Here is a 26,982-nt window from a genome sequence, read left to right as displayed (position 1 = left end):
AGAGCATAGTTTCGGACTCCAGTGGCGCTATTCCATAGAAAGAGCCTCACATCTGGCATTTTTTATGCCAATAGCTGCTGTGGAGTCCGATAACATCCCAAATGGCGGATAATCCGGCGTTTAAGGTCATCTGGGTCCGATAGCGTCCGATAGCGTCAGGCATAGATTCAGATAGCAAACAATATCGTCAGAAATCATCGGATGGCATCGATAGCGTCGGTTCCTAACCATCCCCTGTTGCTTCCGGACCCAGATGACACTATTTGCTCATTTATCGCCTTTGAGGCATAGTTTCGGACTCCAGTGAAGCTATTCCATAGAAAGAGCCGCAGCTCTGTCATTTTTAGATGCTATTCCACCGACTTCAAAGCCTCTATCATATGGATTCGTTTGAGCTTAATATGCATGAACGCCATAACAATACCGGAGAACAAGAGGGTTAGGAGCGCCGCATAAATATAACTTGGCCACTTGATGATCGGAGCGAACATCGTCGCATCCAGCTCGGCCGTCTTCAGGACGAAGCTATGCAGCACTATGCCGAGACCCGATCCAGCCACAATACCGAGTAGGCTAAGCAGCATATTTTCGCGGTAAATATACATGGTTACTTCCTTGTCGTAGAAGCCCAGTACCTTAATGGTTGACAGCTCCCGGATCCGCTCGGACACATTGATATTGGTCAAATTGTAGAGGACGACAAAAGCCAATGCCGCCGCTGAAACAATGAGCACCAAGGTTACAACGTCCATACTCTTCATAGTCTCATCGAAGGCGGAACCTACACTGCTGGAAAAGCTGATGGCAGCGACGCCCTCATTATCCGTCAGCTTCTCACCAAATTTGTCTTCCCATGTTTTATCATGTGCGGTGTAGTTCAGCAGTTCTGTGTTGAATAGCGGTTTTTCTCCGAACACAGAAGCATAATACGCCGGTGTCATATAAACATAGTGCATTACATAATTCTCTGTAATCGCCGCGACCTCAATCTCGAACGTCTCATTATCTTTGTCCACCACGGTCAATTTATCACCAGACTCCAGCCCATACAGCTTAGCCAGCTTCTCTGAGATAATAGCCCCATCATCCGTAAGCATCCGTCCTTCTCCACTCTTTCGATCCCGCAACTCCACGAAATCGGATAGAGAATCAACGGAAGTAGGAACGAACAGATGAACCTCTTGGTCATTTACTCCACTAGCATGTGCGGTCATCCGTTCTTGCGCCACACTCAGCGTCCCAGTTACTGCAGATTCACCAGTGATTAGTTGGTCGTAGGCTTTTAGCACATCGGCAGACACACCTTCATGCAGTGCCACAAGTGCATCATATTTCATAATCGTGCCGAATTGCGACCCGGCGATGCTGCCAATTGAATCCTTGAGACCAAATCCCGTCAGGATCAGCGCTGTACAGCCAGCCACGCCGAATACAGTCATGAACATCCGCTGCTTATAGCGGAATAGATTCCGTGCGGTAACCTTTTGGACAAAGCTCAATCGCTTCCATATAAAAGTGATCCGCTCCAGTAAAATACGCTGGCCACTCTTTGGGGCCTTCGGACGCATCAATACGGAAGCATTGCTGCGTAGTTCTACCCGTGAGGCAATCCACGCCGTCAACGTAGTACATATTAACGCTACGATAACGGATATGATCGAATAGGAAAGATAGAAGTTCTTCGTGATATCCGGTAAATTATAGATTGCACTATACGCATCGTAGATAATACCCGGAAACAGGGTAAAACCAACCGCAAGACCCGCAATTGAAGCCGCCAGACTGGCAAGTGTACCATAGACCAGGAATTTCGCCATAATGTCGCGATTGCCATAACCGAGTGCTTTCAGTGTCCCAATCTGCAGGCGATGCTCCTCAACCATCCGTGTCATGGTCGTCAAGCTGACCAGCGCAGCAATCAGGAAAAAGAACACAGGAAACGCACTGGCAATCGCCGACAACCGATCAGCGTTATCTTTATATTCGGCATATCCCGGATTAGCGCTTCGGTCAGTAACGTAGACCTTAAGCTGCTCCAGCTCTGCAAGCTTTTGCTCCCCTGCCGCCAATTCCTCTTTGGCAGAAGCAAGTCCGGCAGCAATTGCCTTTATACTTGCAGCCTGTTCCTGCTGCACTTCCTCCGGCTGGCGCTGCAAATCCGCAAGCTGCTGCTCGGCGGCGGCCACCTTTGCGCGGCCACCAGAAAGCTCTTTCTCGCCTTCCGCACGCAGTTCAGCAAGCCGTGCTTCCGGCACGCCGGACATCGCCTGCTCTACAGCATGGGTATGCTGTTCGATCAGATCTTCATACTCCGGCGAATAAGCCTTCACCCCGGCTGTATCCTTAAAGGACAGATAGGCTTCCGTATACACCGGAAGCTTGAAATCTGACTCCGGGATCGCGGCGAACGCATCCGCCGTACCTTTGCCGATCCCACTGGTGCCCCGGGTACTTTGCTCAATAAACTGTGGACTTCTAACAAAGCCAACTACGGTATACTCCAGTGTCTCGAAGTTGTTCGACAGCTCCGCATCCGTACCGTTTCCACTGAAAGATACCTTGTCACCCAACGCATATTCTTCCGCTAGCTTATCGTCCAGCACGATTTCACCGGAATGCTCCGGTAGATGGCCTTCAATTATACGGTATTGATTAAGTGGTTTATCCGTGTTGTAAGAATTGACTTTAAGTATTAAGGCATTATCACCTATGAATACATCTGCACTATAGCTCGGCTGAATCTCATCGATCCCCTGTACATTTCTGAGTAACCCGATGTTGTCTTCGGTCAGGCCGTAGTTAGTCTGCACCTTCAGATCCATCAAGCGCTGCTCTTTGTAAAAGGTTCCAGCTGTATTCAGCATATCTGGCCCAGTGGCCTTGATTCCGGCAAAAAAGCTGACGCCTAACATAATAATTGCAAAAATCGAAATAAACCGGGCTTTGGTATGCCCAATTTCACGAAAAATATCCTTCCACAATGCTCGCTTTTTCATAGATGCCTTCTCCTTACCATTCAATATCGTCAACGGATACCGGCGAAGGATTGATCACCATCTTCCGTACCTTAGCGTTGTTAATCTCTATAACCCTGTCAGCCATCGGAGCGATCGCCAGATTATGTGTAATTACGATGACCGTTGTCCCGGTGTTACGACAAGTATCCTGCAGCAGCTTCAGCACCTGCTTGCCGGTGTTATAATCAAGCGCCCCTGTCGGCTCGTCGCAGAGCAGCAGCTTCGGCTGTTTAGCCAACGCTCTGGCGATAGCGACACGTTGTTGCTCACCACCGGACAACTGAGCCGGGAAATTATCTAACCGCGCGCCCAGACCCACATCCTCCAGCACCTTACGTGCATCTAGTGCACGCGGGGAAATCTGCGAAGCAAGCTCAACATTTTCCAGTGTGGTCAGATTAGGTACTAGATTATAGAACTGAAATACAAAACCTACGTCATTTCGGCGGTAGCCTGTCAGCTCCTTGGCACTAAACTTGGCGATATCAATGCCATCCACAATGACCTGACCTTCATCGGCGGAATCCATTCCACCCAGAATATTAAGCACCGTAGATTTACCCGCACCACTTGGGCCGACGATCACGGCAAATTCACCTTTTTTTATCTCAAAATCAATCCCGTCATTCGCGACAATTACATTCTCGCCCATCTTGTAACGCTTGTACTCCCCTTTTACAGCAACAAAACTCATTCCTCTTCCTCCTGTCCCTATCCGAACTAAGTCTAATTACTCTACATTGTCTCAGTTTATCATAATTAGAACGCCCAAGCCCGAATGGCAAACCCTCATTACACAAGGTGAAATTCACATCATTAATAAGTTCATTTTTTTGTAACAATAATGTAACAAGGAAATTTTACCGTAAACGATACTTAGTCATTTGATAATGTTATAATCACTTTGTTTTATTTACTCTTTTCAGGCAAGAGTGAAAGAACAAGAACAATCAGAAACAGGTGATCAGATGTTCGAACTGAAATGGCTATGGCAGAACCTAGAGGGAAACCGGACGCGATACATTCTGGCACTCTGCCTTTCGGTGGTGGGCTCAAGTCTTACAATCGTGAATCCGTACATCAGTCAGCGCATTGTCGATACGTTTATAGCCGGTGACAACGCCCTGCAGAATCTTACACAAGAACGGCAATTATTGATTATGCTCTGTCTGGGCATGATCGGATTTTCTCTACTGCGCACAGGTCTCGCATATTTCACGACCATGCAGTACGAGATATCCTCGCAAAATATGATGTACAATGTCCGCATTTATTTGTACAACAAAATTCAGGGACAGGACAGAAAATACTACGATCATAATCGTACCGGCGATCTCATGACCAAGATGACAGGCGATCTGGACATGGTCCGTCACTCTATGGCCTGGATTTTTAAGACGATCATTGAATCGCTAACGATCTTCCTTGCCGCCGTTATCTATTTTTTCACCATAGATGCGGAACTGACGCTGTGGATGCTTATCCTGTCACCGCCCATTTTTATCGTGGCTTACATATTCGCTAAACGCGTCCGTCCTATGTATATTGACTTGCGTGAACGGCTGTCCCAGCTTAACACGACTACACAGGAGAATATCTCAGGCAACCGTGTGGTCAAGGCTTTTGCCCGTGAGGAATTCGAGGTCGAAAAATTCACAGAGAAGAATGTCAACTATTCTACAGCGAACAAAAAGGCCGCCCTTGTATGGCTTGATTATTTTCCTTATCTGGAATCCTTCGCTCAGGGCTTCAACGTAATTCTTATGTTGGTTGGTGGTTTGTTCCTTATGAACGGCCGGATCACCTTCGGTGAATTTATGGCCTTCTCTTCGCTTATTTGGGCTATATCGAACCCTATGCGCAACATCGGTATCATTATCAACGACATTCAGCGCTTTTTTGCGAGCTTGTCCAAAATCGTAGATATCTATTATGCCCGGCCAAATATTGTTAATGAGCATACTGTCACTGACAAACGCCGTTATGAAGGCCGTATTGAATTCGATCATGTCCGCTTCAAATATGATAGCGCTATCGTACTGGACGATATTAGCTTTACCGTTGAACCCGGTGAAACTGTAGCAATCATGGGCGCGACAGGATCAGGCAAAACAACAATCATCAACCTCATCCCTCGCTTCTACGATGTAGCTGAAGGGCGCGTACTCGTAGACGGTGTTGATGTTCGGCAGCTGGAGCTTGATGAACTTCGTGGAAATATCGGCATGGCGACCCAAGATGTACTCTTGTTCTCTGATACCATTGATGGAAACATCGCCTATGGCGATCCTGATCTTCCGGAAGAAGATGCAATGGGTTATGCAGAGCTCGCAGCCGCACACGACTTCATTACCAAAATGCCTGAAGGTTATGATACCGTTGTCGGGGAACGCGGAGTCGGACTGTCGGGGGGGCAAAAGCAGCGTATTGCCTTAGCGCGTGCTTTGGCGGTACACCGTCCTATCCTGATTCTCGATGATACGACCTCTGCGGTCGACCTTGAGACGGAGGAGCATATCCAAAAAAGTCTACGTGAACTGGACTATCCTTGTACGAAAATTATTATTGCGCAGCGTGTATCTACTACCTCGCAAGCCGACCGTATTCTCATTCTGGATGGCGGGAAGCTAGTTGAGGAAGGGACACACACTGAACTGCTGGCGAAACGTGGTTACTATTACGAAGTGTTTAAACTGCAGAACGAGGGTATTGGAAGGCAGGTGACCGCAAGTGGCAAGGAATAAATTTGACGTCGATGAAAATCTTGAATCGCCGTTTAATATAAAACACTTCCGGCGTGCGATGGTATATATCAAACGAAAGAAAACCCCAATGATTGTTGCGTTCGTGCTCAGTGCACTTTCAGCAGCCATTTCACTGTCGGCTCCGCTGATCATGCAACATGTCATCGACGTGACCATTCCGGCAAAAGAGAAGCTTGCACTGCTGGGTTGGGCTGCACTGATGCTTGTGACCATCGTGGTCAGCGTTTATCTGGCTACGATACGCTCGCGCATCATGACGAGTGTTGGGCAGGATATTATTTTTGACATCCGAACGGATTTGTTTAAGCATCTGCAAGAATTGCCTTTCAAATATTATGACGACCGTCCACAGGGCAAGATCCTTATCCGGGTCGTAAACTACGTCAACGCCGTTTCAGATGTGTTGTCCAACGGGATTATCAACTTTATTCTAGAAATCGTGAATTTGCTCTTTATCGCAGCCTTCATGTTCGCTGTCGATGTACGACTCTCATTTGTCATCCTTGCCGGACTGCCAGTCTTCCTTGGCATCATGCTGCTGATCAAAACCCGGCAACGCCGGGCATGGCAAGCAGTGTCCAACAAAAGCTCCAACCTGAACGCCTATCTGCAAGAGAGCATTAGCGGTATTGGTGTGACACAAATGTTCTCCCGGGAACAACGTAACGAAGGAATCTTCACACGTCTCGCGGGTAATTTCCGTAAAGAATGGATGAAGGCTCAACGTTACAACTTACTTATTCCGTTCTCTGTAGACAACTTGTCTACGATCGTTACATCATTAATTTTCCTTGTAGGCCTACTAACACTGAGTCCTCAAGACATGACCCTCGGTGTCATTCTGGCGATGAGCAGCTACGCTGCCCGCTTCTGGCAGCCGATTCTGAATCTTTCGAACCTGTACAATAACTTCATCAACGCCGTTGCCTATCTTGAGCGTATCTTCGAAACGCTGGATGAACCGGTTACCGTCAGTGATATCCCGGATGCAAAAACACTGCCATCTGTACAGGGCCATGTCACCTTCGACGATGTAACTTTCGCCTATGACCCGGGGCTTAATATTCTGGAGAATATCTCCTTCAAGGTCAAAGCGGGAGAAAGCATCGCGCTGGTAGGACCCACAGGTGCGGGCAAAACAACCGTCGTCAATCTGATCTCACGCTTTTATAACATTTCCAGTGGTCAGATTCTGATCGACGGCCAGGATATCTCGCAGGTGACGTTAAAATCTCTTCGCAGTCAGATGGGGATTATGTTACAGGATAGCTTCATCTTCTCCGGTACCATTCTGGACAATATTCGGTACGGCCGACTGGATGCGACCGAAGAAGAAGTAATCGCCGCTGCAAAGGCCGTTTGCGCCGACGAATTCATCCGTGAATTCGATCAAGGCTACATGACAGAGGTCAATGAACGTGGCTCCAAGCTGTCTCAAGGACAGCGGCAGCTCATTTCGTTCGCAAGAACACTTTTAGCAGATCCGCGCATTCTCATCTTGGATGAAGCCACTTCTTCCATTGATGCGAAGACTGAGCGCTTATTGCAAAAAGGGCTGAATGAACTGCTTAAGGGACGCACCTCGTTCATTATCGCGCATCGCCTCTCCACCGTAAAAAACTGCGATCGTATTATGTACGTATCTAACAAAGGCATCGCGGAAAGCGGCTCACATGATGAGCTTATCGCACAACGGGGCCTTTATTACCGCCTCTACACAGCACAGAAGATGGAAGCTTAATTGAATAAACACCAAAAGAGCTCAGGCCGATTTGCAGCCTGAGCTTTTTTGATGCTTTATATTTTCAAAAAATATCAAAAACTAATCTATCGCCGTCCAAATATTTAGCGCAAGTGAGCGAACCGCAAGGTTCGTGTGATCTCTGTACAACCGCAGACGCTCTGCAGGCTCTGGACTCCACAATAGAGCACTTCCGGCAACTTCAAGCAACGAAAGTCCAATATACTGAGATTCGTAACGACTCTCAGACCCTAGAACATCTACAATTTCCAATAAAGTTTCCGGACTCCAGTATCCCGTGCTCTCTTCTAAATTATACGCGACCTGCTTATAAACATCGCTTAATAGCTGGGGTTGATTTGAAATAGTGGTAACCATCCGATTGAGATAATTGACGGATTCCTTCACATTATTCCAATCTATTGCTGCTATATATAATTTCATCACAGCTTGCTGTAAGGTCTCATCAGATGCCAGACAGTCAATCAGATCCGTATACAAAGGGATAAGGTGCATCCGGGTGATTTTTGGCAACGCTATCAGCTGGTTGACTAATTTCAGTAGACGTTGCCGATGAGGCAAATCTCTTTTGGCAGTGGCGTTCCATTCATCCCTTATCGCTGCACTAACCAGTCTCTGACATACACCAACTACAACCTCATTGATCTTACCATCGCGACAGGTTTCTACCAGCGTGTTCATAGCAGTTCCCCATCTAGTGCTGTCTTCCAAATCCGTAATAGACTGAGCGGTGGCAGCTGCAACAATCCCTTCATTTCCATTTGTCCACCGCATCATAGAAATGAAAGCATATCTGCCAATATACGCATCTTGGTGCCTTGCGATTTCTAGGATTAATCCTAGATAACGTGGTCTAAAGTCTAGCGGAAGAGCATTAGGCTGTTGAGATAATAAACTTCCTGCAATGTCACTTTCTGATGAAGAAGCCATTGTACTTAACATATCCCAAGCGCGTTCATCATCTAAAAGCTGTTTCGCAGCATGCCCTATGGCTATGATTACATCCTTGTGTGCATTGGGTTTCTCGAACTCATTCATCAATAGTGGAAGGCTGTCATCGCTTCTATAAGCGCCCAGTAAGCGGATGGCTTCTTTTCTGACAGTGATCTTCAGCTTATCCCGATTCAGAAGCTCTTTCAGCATGGTAACCAGTAACACCGGATTCACCCTGCGGATGCATCTGGGTATCGAGTACATGGCTACACGGGCCCGGTCCCCATCCAGATTCTCCAGCAGAACGGGAAGTGCCTTCTCCGGTTCTTCCATAAGCGAAAAGGCATGAAGTGCAGCTTCTACTACAGTTACTTCCTTATCCTGCATAAGCCCAAGTAACCTATCCGAACCGAGATCAGGCATGCTTGCCATGATCTTAATAACGCTTGCACGCTCCCAAAGATTACGTTTGGCATCGTATGCAATTTTTTCTAATAAGGCACTTAAAGCTTGTTGCTGACGTGGCAGCCATCTGTAGAATCCATCCGCGGCCGGCACAAGATAGATAGTTTTGCCTGATAGGAACTTGCCCTTAATGACAGCTCCTGAAATAAAAGGATCGAGCCATTCCTGACGCTTCAGATGCAGATGCTGGAACACTTCATGGATCGTAATATACGATTTATCTAAAGCTAATAATTCCTTAACTCTGGCATCACGCGTTGTACGAGGCGCAAGCCAGTATCTGGCCGCTTGTATGGCTGTAGAATCCGCCTTTGCCCTCGTTGCTTCCTTTAACAGATTCTGAAGTTTTATGATGCCGTAACCTCTTTTACCGAAAGAGCTAGCTAGGCTTAACACCAGATTGTAATCTTCTCTTTTGTTGGCCTGTACAGCTAATGTATAAATTTCGTCGAAGATAATCTCTTCTACTCCCCGGGGTAAATTCTTCTCCAAGGATGGAAGGGAAAGCTGCCCATTCTGCTTGGCCAATTTCTGAATCGTATTTAAAGAAAACTTAAACAGCTCACCGTGAGGATGTAATGCGTTATGCCGGAGAATAGCAAACGCCAGTTGTTGAACGGAAAATTTTGTACCATATGAAGTATCTCTGGCCTCTATAACACTATCAACAAGCAAAGTAAGCTCTTGTACATGGGCATCCGTGAACACAGACGCAGGACTTTCCGATAGCTCTTTAAACACAGCGCCCCGGACAGGATCCTGATCATTTTTAATCCGGCCCAGGTACACCAAAGTTTCATTCATGCCCTGTCTCGACAGAACGGTACTTCTGATCAGCTGCATAAGCGCCGTGGCACGTTCGTCTGCACTGGATACCTGTGTTGCTTGTTCAAGTCCCGCTCTTGAATGAAGAATAGAACGGCAAGCAGTAAATCTGACTGTTCTCTCCCGGTCATCATTGATTTCACGAAGGCCAAGCATCCGGGTGGCTTCCTTGTCACGCAAGACATGTGGTAATACATATAGTAATCTTTCCGGAAAAATGCGTTCATTGCGTTTATCTTCTTCATACACAGCATCGAAAATGACCTTGCGGTTAGAGGGTGCAATATTCTGAAGCAGCTTTGCTATGTGCATAGGGTGATCTGCGAGTAGTTTCGCTATCTCCATCCATTGATCCATGGATAAATATTTTTTCCTTTTAAGAACAGCTTCAGGAACACCATAAGAAATCAGATCGCTCCGCGACTCCGTTCGTGTTAACAGCTGATATACCTTATTAGGATTTTGGCGTACAAGCGTGCCAAGCTGTTCTTTTAACGCAGGATGTATGATGCCCATAGGTCCATGGTTCAGCGCACACTCCAGCACCAAATCTGCCTGCAGATTGCATAGGATCTCCAGAGCTGATGAGAATCTCCACCAGACATAGCCTTTTTCCCTGAGTGGTGTGCTTTCCAGTGTTGTTGCAAAGTATTCTGCTACTACGTTAAGATGCCGGCTGGATAATTTCTTCCAGTCTTTTATGGCATACCCGATATCAGCAAGCCATTTACTTACCGTAGCCGAATAACAGGCCTGCAATATAATCGCGGCTTCCTCCGCTCCCCATCGGGCATACACTACAGGCAATAAGCGTTCTGCTAATTCCTGACGGTTAATCTGTGAAATACTATGCAACAGCTTGCGGCGGCAATCATGGGATAAATGGGGGAGCTCACGTTCAATATCAGCATCCGAAGCCACCTTTGCCAAAAGACCCGCAGCCGTATTTCTGATACTTGCCTTGGGATGCCGCAGTGCTGATAGAATAATAGCAGCATCTTGTGTTGCAATGGCGCCGATTAAGGCAAGTCGTGCTTCATAAACACCATCCTCCAGCAAAGAGGCTAGTAATTGGGAGTACTGGACAGATCCGAGATGATCACGGCCTAGGATTGCTACTTTTTTGATTCTGTCGGAATAGCCTAGCGAATCCAATTCTTTAAGTAAGCTCTGTTTATCCAATGGATCTCTTTTGAAAATCATAAGTCCTCCTCGTTAACCTGTTCTTATTCCACCCGAACTTTATTCTCTATACCCTAATCTATCCCCTTTAAAAAAACTAGAATTCAGCATCTGGTTTCGTTGATCAAAAAATAAAGGTAACCCTGAAGCTGGTTATTCAACCCCCTTCAGAATTACCCATCATGTACTGCTTGCTCTAGTCATTCTTTTTCTGAATAAACACATACGTACGCTCATCCGACAGCTCATCAGCAAAGCTGAAATCAAATCCGTCGAAGCCTTTGATATCCTCCACACAGCTGATTTGCCGCTCAGCCATGAAGCGTACCATTTCACCTCTGGCCATCTTGACCAGGGTCGCTCTCTCTACTACCTTACCGCCGATCTCCTGCCCGAATACACAACTAACCATGCGAACATTCCCGCCAATGTAAGAGGAGATGCACTTGCTGTATTCCTTAGAGGCCAGATTCAGAATGATGTCAGTCTCCGAAAACAGCTGATCTGCCAGCTTCCTGTTCCAAAACTCGTAGATAGACTTGAAACCAGGTCCGCTAAGCTTTGCCTGCATCTCCAGCCTGTACGGCACAACGCCGTCAAATGGCCGGACGATTCCATAGAATCCGGATAATATCCGTAAATGCTGCTGAAGATATTCCAGCTCCTCCATTTGAAGTACCCCTGGTGCCATGTACTGGTACTGGATACCCTCATAAGAAAAGATAGCCGGTGTAAGATCCCGTGTTACATCCATATCCCGAATCCGCTCCACATTCAGCGTGGCGATGGCATCATTGCATTTCCATAACGATTTGGCTTCTTCATAATTCAACTTTTGTAATAAGGCCAGAAGAGTCTGCGACTCGCTTATGAATTGCGGCATCTGGCGGCAATCCAAGAAATCCGTATCCATCTTCATCTTCTTGGCAGGCGATATAATGATTCTCATGGTGCTCCCTTTTCTTACCCCCGCGGGGAATTTAAATGTAACCTTATCCTATCACACTTAATCTTCGTAGGCTTGGGGCAAGTTCATGAAATTTGTTCACTGCCGCCCACCTTGTGCGCCACCGCCATCTGTACCTGGGTTGCCGTTTCTCCTTGTCCCACCATTCACGTTGGGAGATCCGCCCCCATCTTTCCCCCGCCCGCCGATGAAGCCCTGTCCCCCGTTCGCTCTTGACCCGGAGTCAGTACTCGTTATCTTCTGTGCGGTAATAGCATCGCAGGAGACGAGCACCATGGAACAACTTAGCACTGCTATGAGCAAAGCGAAATATCGCTTGATCCGCATCTTTGAATCCCCTCTTTCCGAGCGAACATAGTTAACGTGGAAAATATCTTTTTAACATATAATCGTATACGTCCTTAAAACCCATGTAGGATAATACGATCAGCAGCGGATACACCGGGTAAATATACCGGGACTTGATCTCCCATAAAAGATAGAATCCGATAAAGCCCAGCACCACAAGAATCAAAGAGGTCTCTTCAAATCTTTTGGCTCTTATTCCACCCATTAAGCGAACGAGTATAAATACATACATCAGAAAATTCAGAACATACAGCAGCCACAACATTCCGCTTCTATAATTGGAGTCTGCCTTAAACAAATCCGTAGCAGCATTAGTGTAGCTATAACGGTCCATGACAAAGCCCATTCTTCCCCCGTTACTGGATGATCCGTCATTTCCGAGCCCATATCGTTCCATCTGGTAGGTTCCTTCCGTCCAGGTCCAAACGATTTTTTTATAATACATCTTCACTAAGTCACTTAGGCCCGCCTCGGAGAGTTTATTACTGATTTCTTCTTTAAATAACTCCGTACTTTCTGCCTTATTATAATTTGCATCCTGCTGATAGATAGCGTAGCTCTCCCGGTTGTCCCAGAACCCAAACGTCTCCAGATTGATCCCCATATTCAGCCACATGTAGACAGGTGCGGAATTTTCGTTCATCGGTTCATCTGCAACATTCGTCGCCTGCAGCACAGCATTTTGCGTCCAGCCGGGAACATTAAACAATATGGCCGTGATAACCAAAGCGCTAAAAACCTTTTTCACCCCGATAGAACGTATGTTAAATAAAAGACCCGCCACCACGGTAATCAGAAAAATAACACCGATACTGCGGAAATAGTTGCCTATTGCCAGTAAGAGAGCTGCGAAGAGAATATCCTTAATGGACCTTCTTTTAATAAATCTTATGGCAAAATATAAAGCACTTGTCAGAAAGGCGGTAGCGATCACATCGTTATAGATAAAATTACTCATAAACAATGAAGGGATATAGGTTGCAGCAAACACGAGGATGCCATAATCCCTATCCTTAGACTTATAATTGAGCTCTTTATACAGCATGTAAATCATTAATGAGGTTAAGAGTGTAAACAGAATATTAAATATTTTGATTACCAGATAATTATCCGGAAAGATCAACAACAACGTCTTTAAATATAAAACGATCGAAAAATTAAACGGAAACATATGCAGATAGCCGTTCGTGTCAAACGACGAATAATCATTCCTGTACAGCATGTCGAGTGCCAATGAAAGGACTGTCTGTGAATCATCCGTCGGCAAGCGTGGAAACAGAAAGATAATCACCATCTGGATTGCAAAAGAAAACAGCAGTGTGGCTGGAATGACTATTTTCCAACTGTACTTATTAAGCTTCAGGCACATTTTATACAAAATAACGCTTAATGCCAGCACCACTGCGATCACTAGAATAAAAAGACCCAGCTGTTGTCTCTCCAAAATTGGCGTGTCCCCATATACGAAATAATTATATTTCGCCCTAATAAAAAAGGAGGATGCGATAAAAAGACCGATAAAGAATGCAAGTATGAGATACAATGTTTTTTGAATTCCTCTTATCATGGAAAACCTCCTTTGCGCAATCGAAAGCCCTTTACAATCCGCTGCCCCGATTCATAAAAAGCATTATAAACACCCAAACTGAAAATCCAATGAAAATCGGATGTTTGGGAATTCGCAAAGAAGAGATTTAGAAAGAGAGGTACGTCCTACAATTGGGAATCAAAAAGTCGCAAATGTGATACGGAAGTTTCAAAATGGAGAGAGTTGCGGAGACAAAGAGAGGAAATGGAAAACCACTCCAATCCTAGGGAGTATTATGACAAGAGTCTTAATTCTCTTTCAAACGATTATGCTATACTGGTGGAGCAAATAGAATAGGCTTAAAGGGTCGGTCGGCTACCTCTCACCGAAGGGAGGGATGCCTTGTGACAGTGTTTGAAGCAATGATGCTTATGCTAACCTTTGGTTCGCTTATCGTAGCGCTGCTGTCCAATAAACGCAAATAGACCGCCCACTCACAAAGGCATGCGGTCTATCTGTCGTGTCCTATTTGCTGAAGCCTACCGCCCTTAAAAGCGGCTATTGCCTTGGGAGTCGTGTTACAGCACGGCTCTCTTTGCATTTTACGTCTTTTCTACCTTTAATATACCACAAATAATTTAATAACGTAATAATGTACGGTGTTACATTACATTTCCAATCTCCCAGAAAATCCATCCATCCTTGCGTACATCAGAACAATTTACTATCCATCTTTTTTAAAAACCGATTATTAGCGATTAAGCCTTTCACTCTTTTCGTTGTATTAGGCCCTTTCGGTGTGCTACCTCTTCTATTCAGCAAAATCCACCGTAGACATGCCCAAGCTTCAAAGATCTCAAGTTCTTCCTGATCCATATCATTTTCCAATAGATAAGCAGTTCGGAACACATCAGCATAACGCTCAGAGATATATATTTTCAGCAGAATAAGTGACCAGGCAAAATCATATCTAGAGTCTCCCAACTGGCCGTTCGTCCAATCGATTATGGTATATCGCTCTTTATCCTCCACTATATTTCCGATATGAAAATCCCCATGAATGATACAGTCTTGCTTCATTGGAGTTTGCTCAACAAGAGCAGTCAACACATTATAAATATCAGATTGTTCTTTGGCTTCAGGGAAAAAGTAGCCGATGAAATCGTATTTTGGCAGTTGTATATTTCCAATCTCTTCAACGCGAATCTTATGTATTTTTGCTAATAGGCTTGCGAGTTCCTTCATTTTCCTGGTATTCATTTTATGAATAGGGGTTCCGTCAAAACTTGTTAACAACACCTTATGTCCCTCCGGATTGATTCCCCAGCCCACTGGTTTAGAGACGGCTACTCCTCGTTCGGATAGAACATCCAATAAACGATATTGAAACTGGACATCCGGTCTGGATTCCTTATTCCATGTTTTCAGTACATAGCTCTCTTGATCAGAATTAATCCTCATGACCTCAGCTTCAAATCCTTGATCCATTGTATGCGCAGTTAAGCTGTCTTCCTGATTTAATAAGTCGTTTATGATTTCGTTGTGCTCTAGCCAATTTATGATAGATATAGGAGTTTTCAAAAATGGGTCTTCCTTTCGGATGATTGTATAGACTCTATGATTCTTCTGGAATGCCCGCTACGATCTCAAGCAAATTTCCTTCTGGGTCAGCTACAACAGATTCACGCAACCCATAGGGCTGCGAAATAGGTTCTTTTACAGGAGTCGCTCCTGCCTTTACCAGACGCTCAAATTCCTTGTCAACGTCCTCAGGTGAGGGAACGCCAAATGAAATTTCCATAGTCCCGTTTATCCCTCTGGGATAGGTTAGCTGTGACATATTCAGTGCATCCCGCTGACACAAATTAAAGAATACACCACTCTTCAGTTGAACCCCGGTAAATACGCCACCATCCCATTCTATAGCTATTTTCATGACGTCACGATAAAAGGTAACCATCTTTTCCATGTCTTTCACAAAAAAAGTGATCGCGCCGATTTCCATAAAATACACCTACTATTCTAAAATATTCCTTTTACGGTTATAGAAATAGTAACATAGGCTTTAAAATTATGAAATGAACTATAAAATAATAAAAAGCCCTGTAGAAACTCTACAGAGCTTAGTTACTGGGCAAAAGTATTTTTACAAATAACATAAAATAGATTGTTCTATCCAGTACATAAATACAGTATCCGGGCTTTCCTTTTCAAACTTTTTCATTTTTAAATACATATCCATTCCATCAGAAACATCATGCCATAAATCCGTAAATACAAAATCATATTTTTCCTTAGACATATGTTGTTCTGCATATTCGAAAGCATCTGCTTGGATAAGCCTGATCTTGTGAGCATTACTGAATTGTGGCAGTACATATTTATTAAATAAATCAATGACATCTTGATTTTTTTCAACAACCGTTATGCTTTCAACATTAACTTTTTCAGAAACCATATAAGCATAATAGCCAAGTCCAAGCCCAAATGTAAGAACATTCCCAAACGCTTTATCAACAGCTTCTTTCATTGTTTCTATTTCATTTGGTGTGATCGTCATCCATATTCTTTCATTCTCCAAGACAGCCGGGAACATGAATTCAGTTTGAAAAAAACCAACCTGAGGAATTTGTCTTCCCTCTTCTGTCCGGATGATATCATTGCAAACAAAACCTTCAAAAGGTTTATATTTTTCATATTTTAATTCACTATTATTAATCTTTATAGTTGGTATCTTGATATTTTTATAATATGGATTGTCATAATATTCATTTGCATCAAGCTTATGAAGCATATTGCTAAAATATTGGTTGAACAATTCCTTATCATCAACATTATCAACCGTATCCATCCCAAAAGCAGCAGCCAGCATTAAACCAAAAGCGTATTCATAAGATACACCACAGTTTACGATTTCTTCAATTTCTTCTTTGTTAATAAAGTCGGGGGTATTATTCAAATAGCGGCTTAGTAAAGCAAACACTTTATAGTTATCTTCTTTTACTTTTTCTTTTATTACGTTATTAAATTCCATATTCTCACCTATTAATTAGAATTTGTTTCTATGTCTCATGTTAGTCTTTCCAGATTGACTAGTAGGCAATACTCTCATTTTACCATTTAAAAATCCAGAAGAACAAAAACCGCTTTACTAATCCGTGACAGTTACCACTTCTACAGTGAGAAAATCTCACGCCAAATCTTCTAGTTATATGGTTTATGGTCCATTTTCCGCCTAATCCGCTCAATATTTCGTTACCCTATGTTAGAATAGACGACTTGTATAATTTGTGAAAACTTTCACTAATAGTCATGATTGATGGTATACTTAATAAGAAGATGAACTAAAGAGAATAACGATGGAAACTGTGGACGTAACCGTAGAAGATTTGAAGTTAGGAGAACAACAGCGACGCGCGCGCTTCTCCACTTCCAACTCCCTCTGATACTTCCTTTCTTTTTTGTCGGGTTCTTTTGGTACATCTTAATAGAGAAATATAAAAGTGGAGGGTTAACAATGAAAAAGAAAGCAGCTGGTGCTCTGAGTCTCGTCCTCTCTGTCATGCTCGTTATCGCAGGTTGCGGTAATGGAAACGACATGGTGAACGAGAGCAAGAGTAATAACAACGAGAAAAAAGAAGTTGAAGCCGTCTCCGGGGCATCTGAAGCAAGCTACACACCATTCGATCAATTAAAAGATAAATATGATATCATCATTGTCGGTGCGGGTGGTGCGGGAATGTCCGCGGCGCTTGAGGCCAAAGAGAAAGGCATGAACCCTGTTATTTTGGAAAAAATGCCGGTTGCCGGCGGGAACACAACCAAATCCTCTTCGGGGATGAACGCTTCTGAAACGAAATTCCAAAAAGAACAAAACATTGAAGACAGCAATGATTTATTTTATGAAGAGTCATTAAAAGGTGGCCATGACACTAACGACAAAGAAATGCTTCGTTTCTTCGTTGATAATTCCGCGAGTGCGATCGATTGGCTGGATTCCATCGGAATCCGCTTGAACAATATCACCATTACAGGCGGCATGAACGAAAAACGTACACACCGTCCTGAAGATGGCTCTGCTGTGGGACAATACCTTGTCAAAGGTTTAGTGAAAAACGTACAAGAGAAAGAAATCCCTCTTTTCGTGAATGCTGATGTCAAAGAAATCACTGAAAAAGATGGCAAAGTAAATGGCGTCAAAGTCCTCTTTAACCAAACAGAGGAAAAAACAATTACGGCAGATGCTGTCGTTGTAACCACTGGCGGATTCGGTGCCAATATGGATTTGATCTCCGAAGTAAGACCTGACTTGGAAGGCTACGTTACTACTAACCAAATCGGCAGTACCGGGGACGGCATCAAGATGATTGAGAAACTCGGCGGCACAACCGTCGATATGGATCAAATCCAAGTTCACCCGACTGTGCAGCAAGAAAAATCCTACCTCATCGGCGAAGCTGTTCGTGGGGAAGGCGCTATCCTTGTTTCCAGTGAAGGTACACGGTTCACCAATGAATTGGATACCCGTGATAAAGTAACAGCTTCCATCAATACACTGCCTAATAAAGCAGCTACGCTGGTCTTTGATTCCGGTGTTAAATCCCGTGTGAAGGCTATTGAACAATATGACAAAATGGGCTTCGTGATTCAGGCGGATTCCATCGAAGCTTTGGCCAAAGAAATCGGTGTTCCAGAGGATAAGCTGGCAACAACGCTTGATACTTGGAACAGCGCCGTTAAGAATAAAAAGGATGCCGAATTTGGCAGAACTACAGGAATGGACAATGACCTGTCCACTGGTCCTTTCTACGCTATTAAAATTGCTCCTGGGATTCACTACACCATGGGTGGCGTGAAGATCAATACGAACACAGAGGTTCTAAATAAAGACGGTGAAGCTATCCCTGGTCTGTTTGCGGCAGGCGAAGTTACAGGCGGCTTACACGGACAAAACCGGATTGGCGGCAACTCTGTTGCAGAAATCATTATTTTTGGTCGTCAAGCTGGGATCAAATCTGCTGAATTCATAAAAGCAAAATAAGTAGATAACGATACTATAGGCCTCACAGCAAAAAGCCCAAGCATCGGCAAGTTAGCCGCTGGCTTGAGCTTTTTTAATGGGATTAATCGCCAATAGTTCGGATAATAGTATCAAACGGATCTAATTCCAGGGTTTGTTGTCCATATTCCGTATCGATCGTAGTTTTTTGAAGCTGGTCGCTATTGTTAATCACGACGAGTATTTTACTTTCTGGATAATACGCACACTCTGTATATAAATTATCCGTAATATACTTTGTGTCCTTTAACTCATTCCCTGCATAACGAATCACATTTAACAGCAATCTTGTATTCTCAAAGCTTAAGGTGAAAGAAGGCAGGTAGATCCCCTTTCCTTTACCAAAGGCATGCGCAGACAATGTTATCATCCCACTCTTTTCACACAATACCGCCGCTGAGCCATCCGTAAGATAGATGTTATTTTTAGGTGTTATGCTGGCTCCTTCAGGCACTAAACCTTGCTCATCTCTAGCCTCAAATGTCCATCTTCCATGAGCTACCTTGGAGCCTGTATCCTCATCCAGACCTAGCACATGTGCCATTCTGAAAAAGCTGTCATAACCATCAAGCGCCGAAGGCTGATTGATACCTATAAAAGTACCGCCCTCATAAACCCATTCTGTCAGTAAGTCCACGCACTTATGGTCACTCCAATATTCTCCACCACTCCATGCTGAACCTGCCGAGCCGGCATTGATCACTACATCACACTCTTGTAATACTCCCTTACGGATATCTTCAAAATCAATGAACTGCACCTCAACCGGCAACCCGGACAAAGCCTCGTTGATATGAATCAGATCATGCATATACGTTTCATGGAAATGCCCGGACAAGGTCCACGATCTCAATTTGCCCCAAGCGTGCAAAATGGCTACCTTCGTCTTAATGTGATACGGTTTGCCTTTATGATGCAGCTCTTTAATTTCTCTGAATTCATCCGCGATCTTTTCGATATAATCACAAAAATCCGGATAAGGCTCTACAAGATGCAAATATCCGCCCAGTCCAATCCGATCTATAGGCTCTCTGAGCAAGGCGCGCCGGATATTAATCCAATACTTTTTGGCATCGAGCGTAGGGTTACCTCCCTCCATAAACGTAGGAAGCCCTCCCAATCCAACCGGAAATAAATAGGGATGCAGCCGAATCTCATGGGTATCTACTTTTACACCAGAGCAAAGCCTTGCCTCATACCCTGAGAACACACATTTAATCATCCCGTCAAAACCAAACTCCTCAAAACGGTCATTGTAAGGCTCCATGCCAACCCAACTATCATCATAGAAGACATACGCCAGCTTATCGTGCTTATGCACAATATCAATTAATTGCTTACCAAATTCGATGACAAAATCATTGATAAATGCCATATAGTCCAGCTTCCGCTGCTGCGCCGGGATATGACTGACCCGATATTTCCCACCATTCACAAAATCCTCGGCCGTGAGCGAATACCCATATTTCTTGGCAAACAGATCAAGCGCCCTTGAGCTTACCGTAAAATCATATGAACCCCAGTCCGAGAACAAATGGCGATTGCGCTCATCACTGCCCCAGATCCAGGCGAAATTATAAAAGAGGGAGGTGAACCGAACCACTGTTGTTTCCTTATGCTTATGACACCAATCTTCTATCCAATGGAGTAAATATTTTTGCGTTTCTACATAGATGGGATCAATCTGCATCAGATGCTCTTTTTCCCAGTGATTCGTGGTGTGATTGTACATGGAGATCTCTTCCCAAATCCGGTAGACCATGAAGCTGACTGTGTATTTATGCCAAGGCGTTATTCCAGTAATGACTACATTTCCCGATTCCCGCTCATAATTCCACAGTTCTCTTGGAACCTCTTCGCCCGTCGTTCGGTCAAAAACCTGCCAGTACTTAAACGCCTCTTTGGAATCATTCACTCGGAATTGTTCAGCAAAAAAATCCTCCATCAGATAGATGGATAAATAATCTTGTACCGCTACCTTCGGATTTGTTATTAAAAAGCTCTGCTGCAGCTTGTCTGAATTCTGGGACGCCCATTCGTTATGATCTCTGATGATGCAGATTGTAGAATAAATGCCGTATCCTGCGTTGATAATCTCATCGGACAACTGTGTGCCGTCACTGTCACGGATGACATCGGCACCCCAACGTTCAGCTAATTCCAGGGTCAATGCCTCATAACCGGATTCTCCCGGCAGTGTAAAGGCCCCCGTTGTTTGTTTGGACAACTTGGATCCCTCCTATTTAAGCATATCGGATAGAAAAGCTAATGCTAAGCCTTGCCCCCAGCCTTGAATCCAGTCTTTTGGAATATTGCGGTATCCTTCCCGGTCCTTCATAACCGCTGTTCCGCCAGAGACACCCAGTACCCGTCCATCTTCGCTGATATTGTTCAAAATACCTTTCAGGGCTTTTTGCACATATTTGGTATGCAGCGGATTGCCGTTATTGATCATAGCAGCCGCAATGCCGCAAGACGCGGATACTTCTTCATAAGACTCCTCGTCATCGAGTACTGTCCGCCACAGGCCGTTCTCCGTTTGCACCAGCTTGAGTGCGGCCAGCTGATCGCGCAGCGAACACTCCACGTCCATACACTGCGGATACAGATACCATTCTTTTAAAAGCTTTTTGACTTGCGACATGGTGTATGCGCCCCAAGCATTCGCTCTGCCCCAGAATAGTCCAGACATGTGATCCTGCTTCACATTATTGTAGCCATGGTACCAAAACCCGCTGCTAGGATCTTGCAGGTATTTGATATGCCAATAATATTGATTCAAGGCATCTTGAATCATTTCCTGATCCTTTAATTTGCTTCCTACACGGAGCAGGAAAAATGCCGCCATAAACAGGGTATCCGCCCATGCCTGTTCTGGAAAATCATTAGAAATAGAGACGGTATGCTGCAACACATGATCTCCGAATCTAAGCGCATTGTTCTGCAGATAATCTACTTTGCTCATCACAATATCCCAATATTTCTGATTGCCTGTTTCCTCATACAAAGTGATCAGCATATGACCCATGGCACAGGTATTTACCGTCCAATCCGGCAGACCCAGCTCGATATATTCATCTGCCCACTGGACAAGCATATCCAAATACTCTTTATTTCCTGTAGTTTCATAAGCTCTGGTTACCCCATAATAAGCCACACCACAAGGCCAGTCCCATGTTAAATCCATCGCCATTGTTTTTCTGACCACTTTGTCGATGACCCTTAAAATCTCTTCTCTGTCATAAGTTAATTGAAGCATCTTGTTTCTCCTCTCTTTCGCACACGCCCCCAAAGGCGCTTGAGAGCTGTCCGTCCATATTGTAAACGCTTTACTAACTCTATTGTAAGTAGTAAAATGGTCTGATTCTAAGCATATTCATAACTAAACTGTGCAATTTCAACCATTAACTTTTGTTCGCTATATCTTGGAATTAGCCGTGACTACAGAGAATATTTGGACTTTCGACCGCTGTTGTCGTAAGAATTTCTTGATTTGTAACGCTATTAGCGGTTGAAATCCGGAGACAAAGGCGGACGCTACGCCCCTAAAGTTCCAAGATTCTCCTCCGCCACTTTTCCTCAAATTGTATAATATCAAGTTCTCTTTATATAGTTGAATTTGATATAACGTTAACCTATAATCTACTCAACCTACGTAATAAGAATGGGAGTATTGAGAATATGCCCAGAAAAAAGAAACCCATCATTGAATACCGCCACTACAGCTTACCGATAAACTTTCCTATCTTGCTGTTAAGTGGTGAACGTTGGAAGATTTCTGATATTAAAAGTGAACATCTGCATTTCCATAATCATTTGGAGATTGGCATTTGCCATTCGGATAGCGGCATCATGGAGATCAAAGGAGAATCTGTGCCTTTTAAAGCCGGAGATGTGACCTTCATCCCTAGGTATCTCCCTCATACAACTTATAGTTCGCCGAATGAAGCCAGTCTGTGGTCTTATATCTTTTTTTCGCCTGAGGATCTTTTTCAGCAATCCTTCAAAAGCGCTTACAGCAACTTTGAGCCGAATCTGTGGGCAATTAAGGGAACAAACTGTATTTTGAATAAAGAGGAACATCCCAAGGTATATACCCTTGCGACATCGGTCGTAGAGGAATTGAAACAAAAAAATCCTTACTATCAAGAAAGTGCTTACGGCTTATTATTATCGCTTTATATAGAGCTTCTTAGAATTCATTCCCGGAATGAACCCTTGGTTAATCAAGACACAGAGCATAGCCTGAAGGGCGATTTTGTCATCTCACCCGTTCTGGAATACATCACTACAAACTACATGATGCCGATTACCATCGATTTTTTAGCTGATCTGTGCCACCTAAGTACCACTCATTTCCGCAGGAAATTCCATGAGATTATGGGGTCCGCACCTCTCGACTTCCTAAACAGTACCCGTATTGAAGAGGCCTGCAAGCAGTTAAAAAGTACGGATGATTCCATTCTCTCCATCTCTGAGCAAGTAGGTTTTCAGTCCATATCCAGCTTCAACCGATGTTTCTCCAAGCTTATGGGTGATTCACCTAAACAATGGCGTAAAGGCGCACAATCCGAAGCACAATCCGCTAAAGCGTCTATATTGGAGTTTACGGGGTGGGTATGATCCATTGATCTATTCTAGATCATCTTTCTCCCGATTGTTTTATATAACATGGTTCTTATCTTCTTTAACTGCGCAAAGTTTTCTTCAAATGAAATGCTGTGGGTCAGTGCCAGCCCTTTTGAGAAATCTTTTTTATATAGAAAAATTGATTCCAAATACAAACCTATGACATGAATCTGATTCCAAGTAGGATAACTTGAATGATGATAGAAGACAGTCAGCGTTTCTAATGCATAAAAATTATGACACCATCTCGCTTCCTCCATTATGTACTTCATTGCCGGTCCGTTATTGTTAATCATTATGTCTCGGAATTCATCTAAATGATTAGGCTGAACATCGACATATTCAATTGCATAAAATGGCTTTACATGCCGTTTTCGCGCGCCTTCCCCTGGTGTAGGGTACGTGCTGTTTGGTGTGGTTACAAGTAACTCCATACGGATTGTTTCGAGCACGAAAGGTATATTCACATTTTTTAAGTTAGGTAAAATGAATTCGGCATCTTCTTTTTCCTTGATCTGCATTAGGATAAGATAATCCCATATAATGAATTCTCCATGTTTTTCGGCTGTTTTGTTATGACTGTAAACTGAAATATCCTCCACAGCATTATTTTGAGTCATGGATCCTAGAACGTCTGTGAGTTGGCTCTTTATTTCTTTTTTCATATGCTTTTTATACTTCTTATCGACTCCGATACTCCAAGCAATATAATAAGTATCATTTTGTGGGGTCAGTTTTAGATTCTCTACGCTTATTTTCTTATCCATTTCTGTTTCCCTTTCTGTACAAGTCCCCAGCCATCGATGTATAATTCGTCTAAGATTTCTAATAGCTCGGAAGGGGTCTGAAGCAAGGCTGCTTATGGTTAATCGTAACGCTGCTTCCCAATAAACGCAAATAAGCCCCCTCTATGAACTGCCCCATCAAGCACAACAAAAAGGCATGCGTCCGGTACACTACCGAATTCATACCTAACAAGTCGCCTAATAAAATAAGCTGTTATGTGGTAAGGCTAGCCCTTACTTGACCTCACAAAATCTATTTAACAAGGGAATGATTTGTTCCTTGCTCATAGGGGCGTCGTGCCCCGGGATATACGTAGTAAATGAAAGAGTCGATAAAAGCTCAATATATTCTTTCATTTTTATCGGATCAATTTTACCTTCTCCATGATAATAATCCCCGCTATGTGCATCGCCTGCGAATAATACTCCCGCTTCTTTTATATATACAACACAAGAATCGTCTTCATGTGGCCCTCCTACCTTTATAATCTGGCAAGTGGTGCCCCCTAAATCCAGCGTTAAAGCATCCTCGAACATAATATTTCCTGTGCTAACCTTAATCTTATCAAACGTATCATATTCTTTTTTCATACAGTTATAGGCGAATGCTATTTCTTCTTTGGTCTCTAAGCGTTTTACCACAGCTTCTTCATCCCATTCCCATTCTTTCAGGCGCTTTAGTGCCTCATTCGTTGCTGAAGAGACTATAGTTTCCCCGTCAAAAGCATGCATACCAAAGGTATGATCCCAATGCCAGTGCGTGATCAAAGCATATTTGGGACGTGGCAGATTGTTATCATCCAAACACTTTATAAAGGCATCTAAATGCGATTCTGAATTGCCACAATCAATCATAATTGAAAAGCTGTCACCTACAACATATCCCAAAACAGGTCTGTCTGTTTCTCGGACACTTTCCAAATAATAAATAGAGTCATTTATTTTTTTGAGTTCCATCCTATTTTCTCTCCTTTATGGATACAGGTAAAGATACGCTCTATGGGGGAGATGATTACCTATTTATAATGGATGAAGCAGGTGCCATTGAGCAAGGGAGAGTTTAGTTATATTCACAATGTACTACGCCGTAGTTCATAAAAATATTGCACAATCGGATGCTTTAACTGCATCTTCTCGCTCATGTTTAAAATCCGCTTTTTCCCAACCCGTCTGTCCACTAAAGCCAGAATATTCAATAAGATATCATCGCTCTCTATGCTTTCCTCTATAGAAGTAGATAAAAACTTATTAGCTATAACGATAAAATTCGATTTACTTAATGACGTCTGTGCTGACAAAAGCTCCTTTGCAACTTCTGATATCTTTCTGCTTCTTGCAATGACTATTAGACGATCCTCCGGGATGTTCCCTTTACTATCTTTTCTAACAGCTTCAATGTCTTCAGGGTGGATTGGAATTTGGAGTTCTGAATCATTCTTAATCTCCTGCTCCGTCTGATACCATCTGATTGAGTTAGTTCTATCATTCATATTGAGTACGTTCTTTTTATCTACCGAAATATAACAGCTCCCTGATTTATCAGGTAAATAACGGTAGCTGCTTGCGCGATATTCAACCTTGCCGGATAACGCAGGACATAGAAAACTCTCCAGTTGTTGCTTTAATTTGCTCCAGGACATGTATCCTCCAACAAGACGATCTCTTCTCCTCGTCTTTGTCTTATTTTTATATTTTCTTTTCCCCAAGAACACATAACATCCACGATCTTATTGGCTGTAACGCCATATTCCGTGAGGCTGTATTCAACTTTTGGCGGCATCTGCTGGTACACGAATCTTTTGACAAGCCCATCCCTCTCAAGTTCACGAAGCTGCTGGATCAGAACCTTTTGTGAGATGCCCTGAATATTACGCTGTAATTCACTTGTTCTTTTGGCACCGGACATCAAAAAGCAAATGATCAAAGCTTTCCACTTTCCGCCGATGATTTCTAGTGTTGCCTCTATCCCTAAATGATATTGTTTCATAGAATAACACCTCGTTCATGCTGATCAAATTAAGCTTACTCAAAACTTCATTGTTGCATATATTTTTTTCGGAGTCCAGTACACACCTCGAAGTAACCATCTTACTTTATTGTGTGTATTTTCTTTTTTTACAACCTGCAAGATAATAATAATATTCATAAATAATATAGGCCTGAGAATGGAGATTCATCATGAAAACACTAGTGATTTTGGCGCATCCGAACCTTGAGAATTCGAGGGTCAACCAGCGCTGGAAAGAAGAACTGCTGTTATATCCCAACGATATTACCCTTCATGAGATTTATAAAGAGTATCCTGACTGGAATATTAATGTTTCTAGAGAGCAGAATCTAATGGAAGCTTATGACCATGTGATCTTTCAATTCCCGTTGTATTGGTACAGTTATCCGCCGCTATTGAAAAAATGGTTTGACGATGTGTTGGCTTACGGATGGGCTTATGGATCAAACGGGAACAAGCTTAACGGGAAAAAGTTAGGGCTGGCCCTATCCATCGGTGATAAAAAAGAAAATTATCAGCCAGCGGGCTCTGTTTCTTTTACCGTAGACCAAGTGATCGCACCCTTTAAAGCCAGTGCCAAACATGTAGGCGCAGAAGCCCTACCGTACTTTGCTGTTTTTGGAGCTTCATTTCAAGCCAGCGATGAAGAAATTAATACTAGCGCAAAAGAATATATCGAATATATCTTTAATCACCGTATTTGATACAA

20 protein-coding genes are annotated in these 26,982 nt (G+C 43.6%); 5 read left to right on the top strand and 15 right to left on the bottom strand.

Annotation, left to right across the window (positions count from 1 at the left end; all coding sequences use genetic code 11):
• Positions 1-350: 350 nt before the first annotated feature.
• The gene (locus MHI25_RS04120; protein WP_340395021.1) at positions 351-2,996 is read right to left on the bottom strand and encodes an FtsX-like permease family protein; all 2,646 of its coding nucleotides are present in this window, start codon (positions 2,994-2,996) and stop codon (positions 351-353) included.
• Positions 2,997-3,009: 13 nt separating this feature from the next.
• A complete protein-coding gene (locus tag MHI25_RS04115; RefSeq protein ID WP_036684849.1) occupies positions 3,010-3,711 on the bottom strand; it encodes an ABC transporter ATP-binding protein in 702 nt (233 codons plus the stop codon).
• A gap of 238 nt (positions 3,712-3,949) precedes the next feature.
• Between MHI25_RS04115 and MHI25_RS04110 the strand changes: the two genes are divergently transcribed.
• Positions 3,950-5,761 (top strand): ABC transporter ATP-binding protein, encoded by a 1,812-nt coding sequence (locus MHI25_RS04110; protein WP_256717556.1) that lies wholly within the window; start codon positions 3,950-3,952, stop codon positions 5,759-5,761.
• Positions 5,748-7,523: an ABC transporter ATP-binding protein gene (locus MHI25_RS04105; RefSeq protein ID WP_036684845.1), complete on the top strand. Its 1,776-nt coding sequence runs from the start codon at positions 5,748-5,750 to the stop codon at positions 7,521-7,523. The genes MHI25_RS04110 and MHI25_RS04105 overlap by 14 nt, the downstream gene beginning before the upstream one ends.
• A gap of 81 nt (positions 7,524-7,604) precedes the next feature.
• Here MHI25_RS04105 and MHI25_RS04100 read toward each other — a convergent pair whose 3' ends face one another.
• The 7 genes from MHI25_RS04100 to MHI25_RS04070 all read right to left on the bottom strand — a co-directional run bounded on the left by MHI25_RS04100 (position 7,605) and on the right by MHI25_RS04070 (position 16,826).
• Positions 7,605-10,970, bottom strand: a complete 3,366-nt coding sequence (locus MHI25_RS04100) for a HEAT repeat domain-containing protein (RefSeq protein WP_340395020.1) — start codon at positions 10,968-10,970, stop codon at positions 7,605-7,607.
• Positions 10,971-11,145: 175 nt separating this feature from the next.
• On the bottom strand, positions 11,146-11,898 hold the full coding sequence (gene yaaA, locus MHI25_RS04095; RefSeq protein ID WP_340395019.1) for a peroxide stress protein YaaA: 753 nt from the start codon (positions 11,896-11,898) through the stop codon (positions 11,146-11,148).
• Positions 11,899-11,994: 96 nt separating this feature from the next.
• On the bottom strand, positions 11,995-12,243 hold the full coding sequence (locus MHI25_RS04090) for a hypothetical protein (RefSeq protein WP_340395018.1): 249 nt from the start codon (positions 12,241-12,243) through the stop codon (positions 11,995-11,997).
• A gap of 31 nt (positions 12,244-12,274) precedes the next feature.
• On the bottom strand, positions 12,275-13,831 hold the full coding sequence (locus tag MHI25_RS04085; protein ID WP_340395017.1) for a glycosyltransferase family 39 protein: 1,557 nt from the start codon (positions 13,829-13,831) through the stop codon (positions 12,275-12,277).
• 672 nt (positions 13,832-14,503) lie between these two features.
• Entirely contained in the window at positions 14,504-15,373 is an 870-nt protein-coding gene (locus MHI25_RS04080; RefSeq protein ID WP_076190100.1) for an aminoglycoside phosphotransferase family protein, read from the bottom strand.
• A 34-nt stretch (positions 15,374-15,407) separates the two neighbouring features.
• Positions 15,408-15,797: a VOC family protein gene (locus tag MHI25_RS04075; protein WP_076190099.1), complete on the bottom strand. Its 390-nt coding sequence runs from the start codon at positions 15,795-15,797 to the stop codon at positions 15,408-15,410.
• A 141-nt stretch (positions 15,798-15,938) separates the two neighbouring features.
• Positions 15,939-16,826 carry a hypothetical protein gene (locus MHI25_RS04070; RefSeq protein WP_254847754.1) on the bottom strand — a complete coding sequence of 296 codons (888 nt, stop codon included), beginning with the start codon at positions 16,824-16,826 and terminating at the stop codon, positions 15,939-15,941.
• A 483-nt stretch (positions 16,827-17,309) separates the two neighbouring features.
• Between MHI25_RS04070 and MHI25_RS04065 the strand changes: the two genes are divergently transcribed.
• Positions 17,310-18,833, top strand: a complete 1,524-nt coding sequence (locus MHI25_RS04065) for a flavocytochrome c (protein WP_340395016.1) — start codon at positions 17,310-17,312, stop codon at positions 18,831-18,833.
• Positions 18,834-18,915: 82 nt separating this feature from the next.
• Here MHI25_RS04065 and gnpA read toward each other — a convergent pair whose 3' ends face one another.
• Both gnpA and MHI25_RS04055 read right to left on the bottom strand, forming a co-directional pair.
• Positions 18,916-21,078 (bottom strand): 1,3-beta-galactosyl-N-acetylhexosamine phosphorylase, encoded by a 2,163-nt coding sequence (gene gnpA / locus MHI25_RS04060; protein ID WP_076279450.1) that lies wholly within the window; start codon positions 21,076-21,078, stop codon positions 18,916-18,918.
• Between the two features lie 12 nt (positions 21,079-21,090).
• The gene (locus tag MHI25_RS04055; protein WP_076128555.1) at positions 21,091-22,110 is read right to left on the bottom strand and encodes a glycoside hydrolase family 88 protein; all 1,020 of its coding nucleotides are present in this window, start codon (positions 22,108-22,110) and stop codon (positions 21,091-21,093) included.
• A gap of 422 nt (positions 22,111-22,532) precedes the next feature.
• Between MHI25_RS04055 and MHI25_RS04050 the strand changes: the two genes are divergently transcribed.
• Positions 22,533-23,474 carry an AraC family transcriptional regulator gene (locus MHI25_RS04050; RefSeq protein ID WP_076279451.1) on the top strand — a complete coding sequence of 314 codons (942 nt, stop codon included), beginning with the start codon at positions 22,533-22,535 and terminating at the stop codon, positions 23,472-23,474.
• A 14-nt stretch (positions 23,475-23,488) separates the two neighbouring features.
• On the opposite strand, the gene MHI25_RS04045 is transcribed toward MHI25_RS04050, so the two are convergent.
• The 4 genes from MHI25_RS04045 to MHI25_RS04030 all read right to left on the bottom strand — a co-directional run bounded on the left by MHI25_RS04045 (position 23,489) and on the right by MHI25_RS04030 (position 26,252).
• On the bottom strand, positions 23,489-24,247 hold the full coding sequence (locus MHI25_RS04045; protein ID WP_076305253.1) for a hypothetical protein: 759 nt from the start codon (positions 24,245-24,247) through the stop codon (positions 23,489-23,491).
• Between the two features lie 252 nt (positions 24,248-24,499).
• Complete coding sequence (locus MHI25_RS04040) at positions 24,500-25,222, bottom strand: MBL fold metallo-hydrolase (RefSeq protein WP_340395015.1); 723 nt, start codon at positions 25,220-25,222, stop codon at positions 24,500-24,502.
• Positions 25,223-25,335: 113 nt separating this feature from the next.
• A complete protein-coding gene (locus tag MHI25_RS04035) occupies positions 25,336-25,905 on the bottom strand; it encodes a hypothetical protein (RefSeq protein ID WP_076185132.1) in 570 nt (189 codons plus the stop codon).
• Positions 25,887-26,252, bottom strand: coding sequence for a helix-turn-helix domain-containing protein (locus MHI25_RS04030; RefSeq protein ID WP_076128545.1), 366 nt, complete (start codon positions 26,250-26,252; stop codon positions 25,887-25,889). The genes MHI25_RS04035 and MHI25_RS04030 overlap by 19 nt, the downstream gene beginning before the upstream one ends.
• A 191-nt stretch (positions 26,253-26,443) precedes the next feature.
• Here MHI25_RS04030 and MHI25_RS04025 point away from each other — a divergent pair, with 191 nt between their 5' ends.
• Positions 26,444-26,977, top strand: coding sequence for an NAD(P)H-dependent oxidoreductase (locus tag MHI25_RS04025; protein WP_340395014.1), 534 nt, complete (start codon positions 26,444-26,446; stop codon positions 26,975-26,977).
• The last annotated feature ends 5 nt before the right edge of the window (positions 26,978-26,982 follow it).

Origin of the sequence: Paenibacillus sp. FSL E2-0177 (assembly GCF_037992975.1) — a bacterium.
GTDB lineage: Bacteria > Bacillota > Bacilli > Paenibacillales > Paenibacillaceae > Paenibacillus_AQ > Paenibacillus_AQ odorifer.
This window is presented reverse-complemented; position numbering and strand designations above follow the sequence as displayed.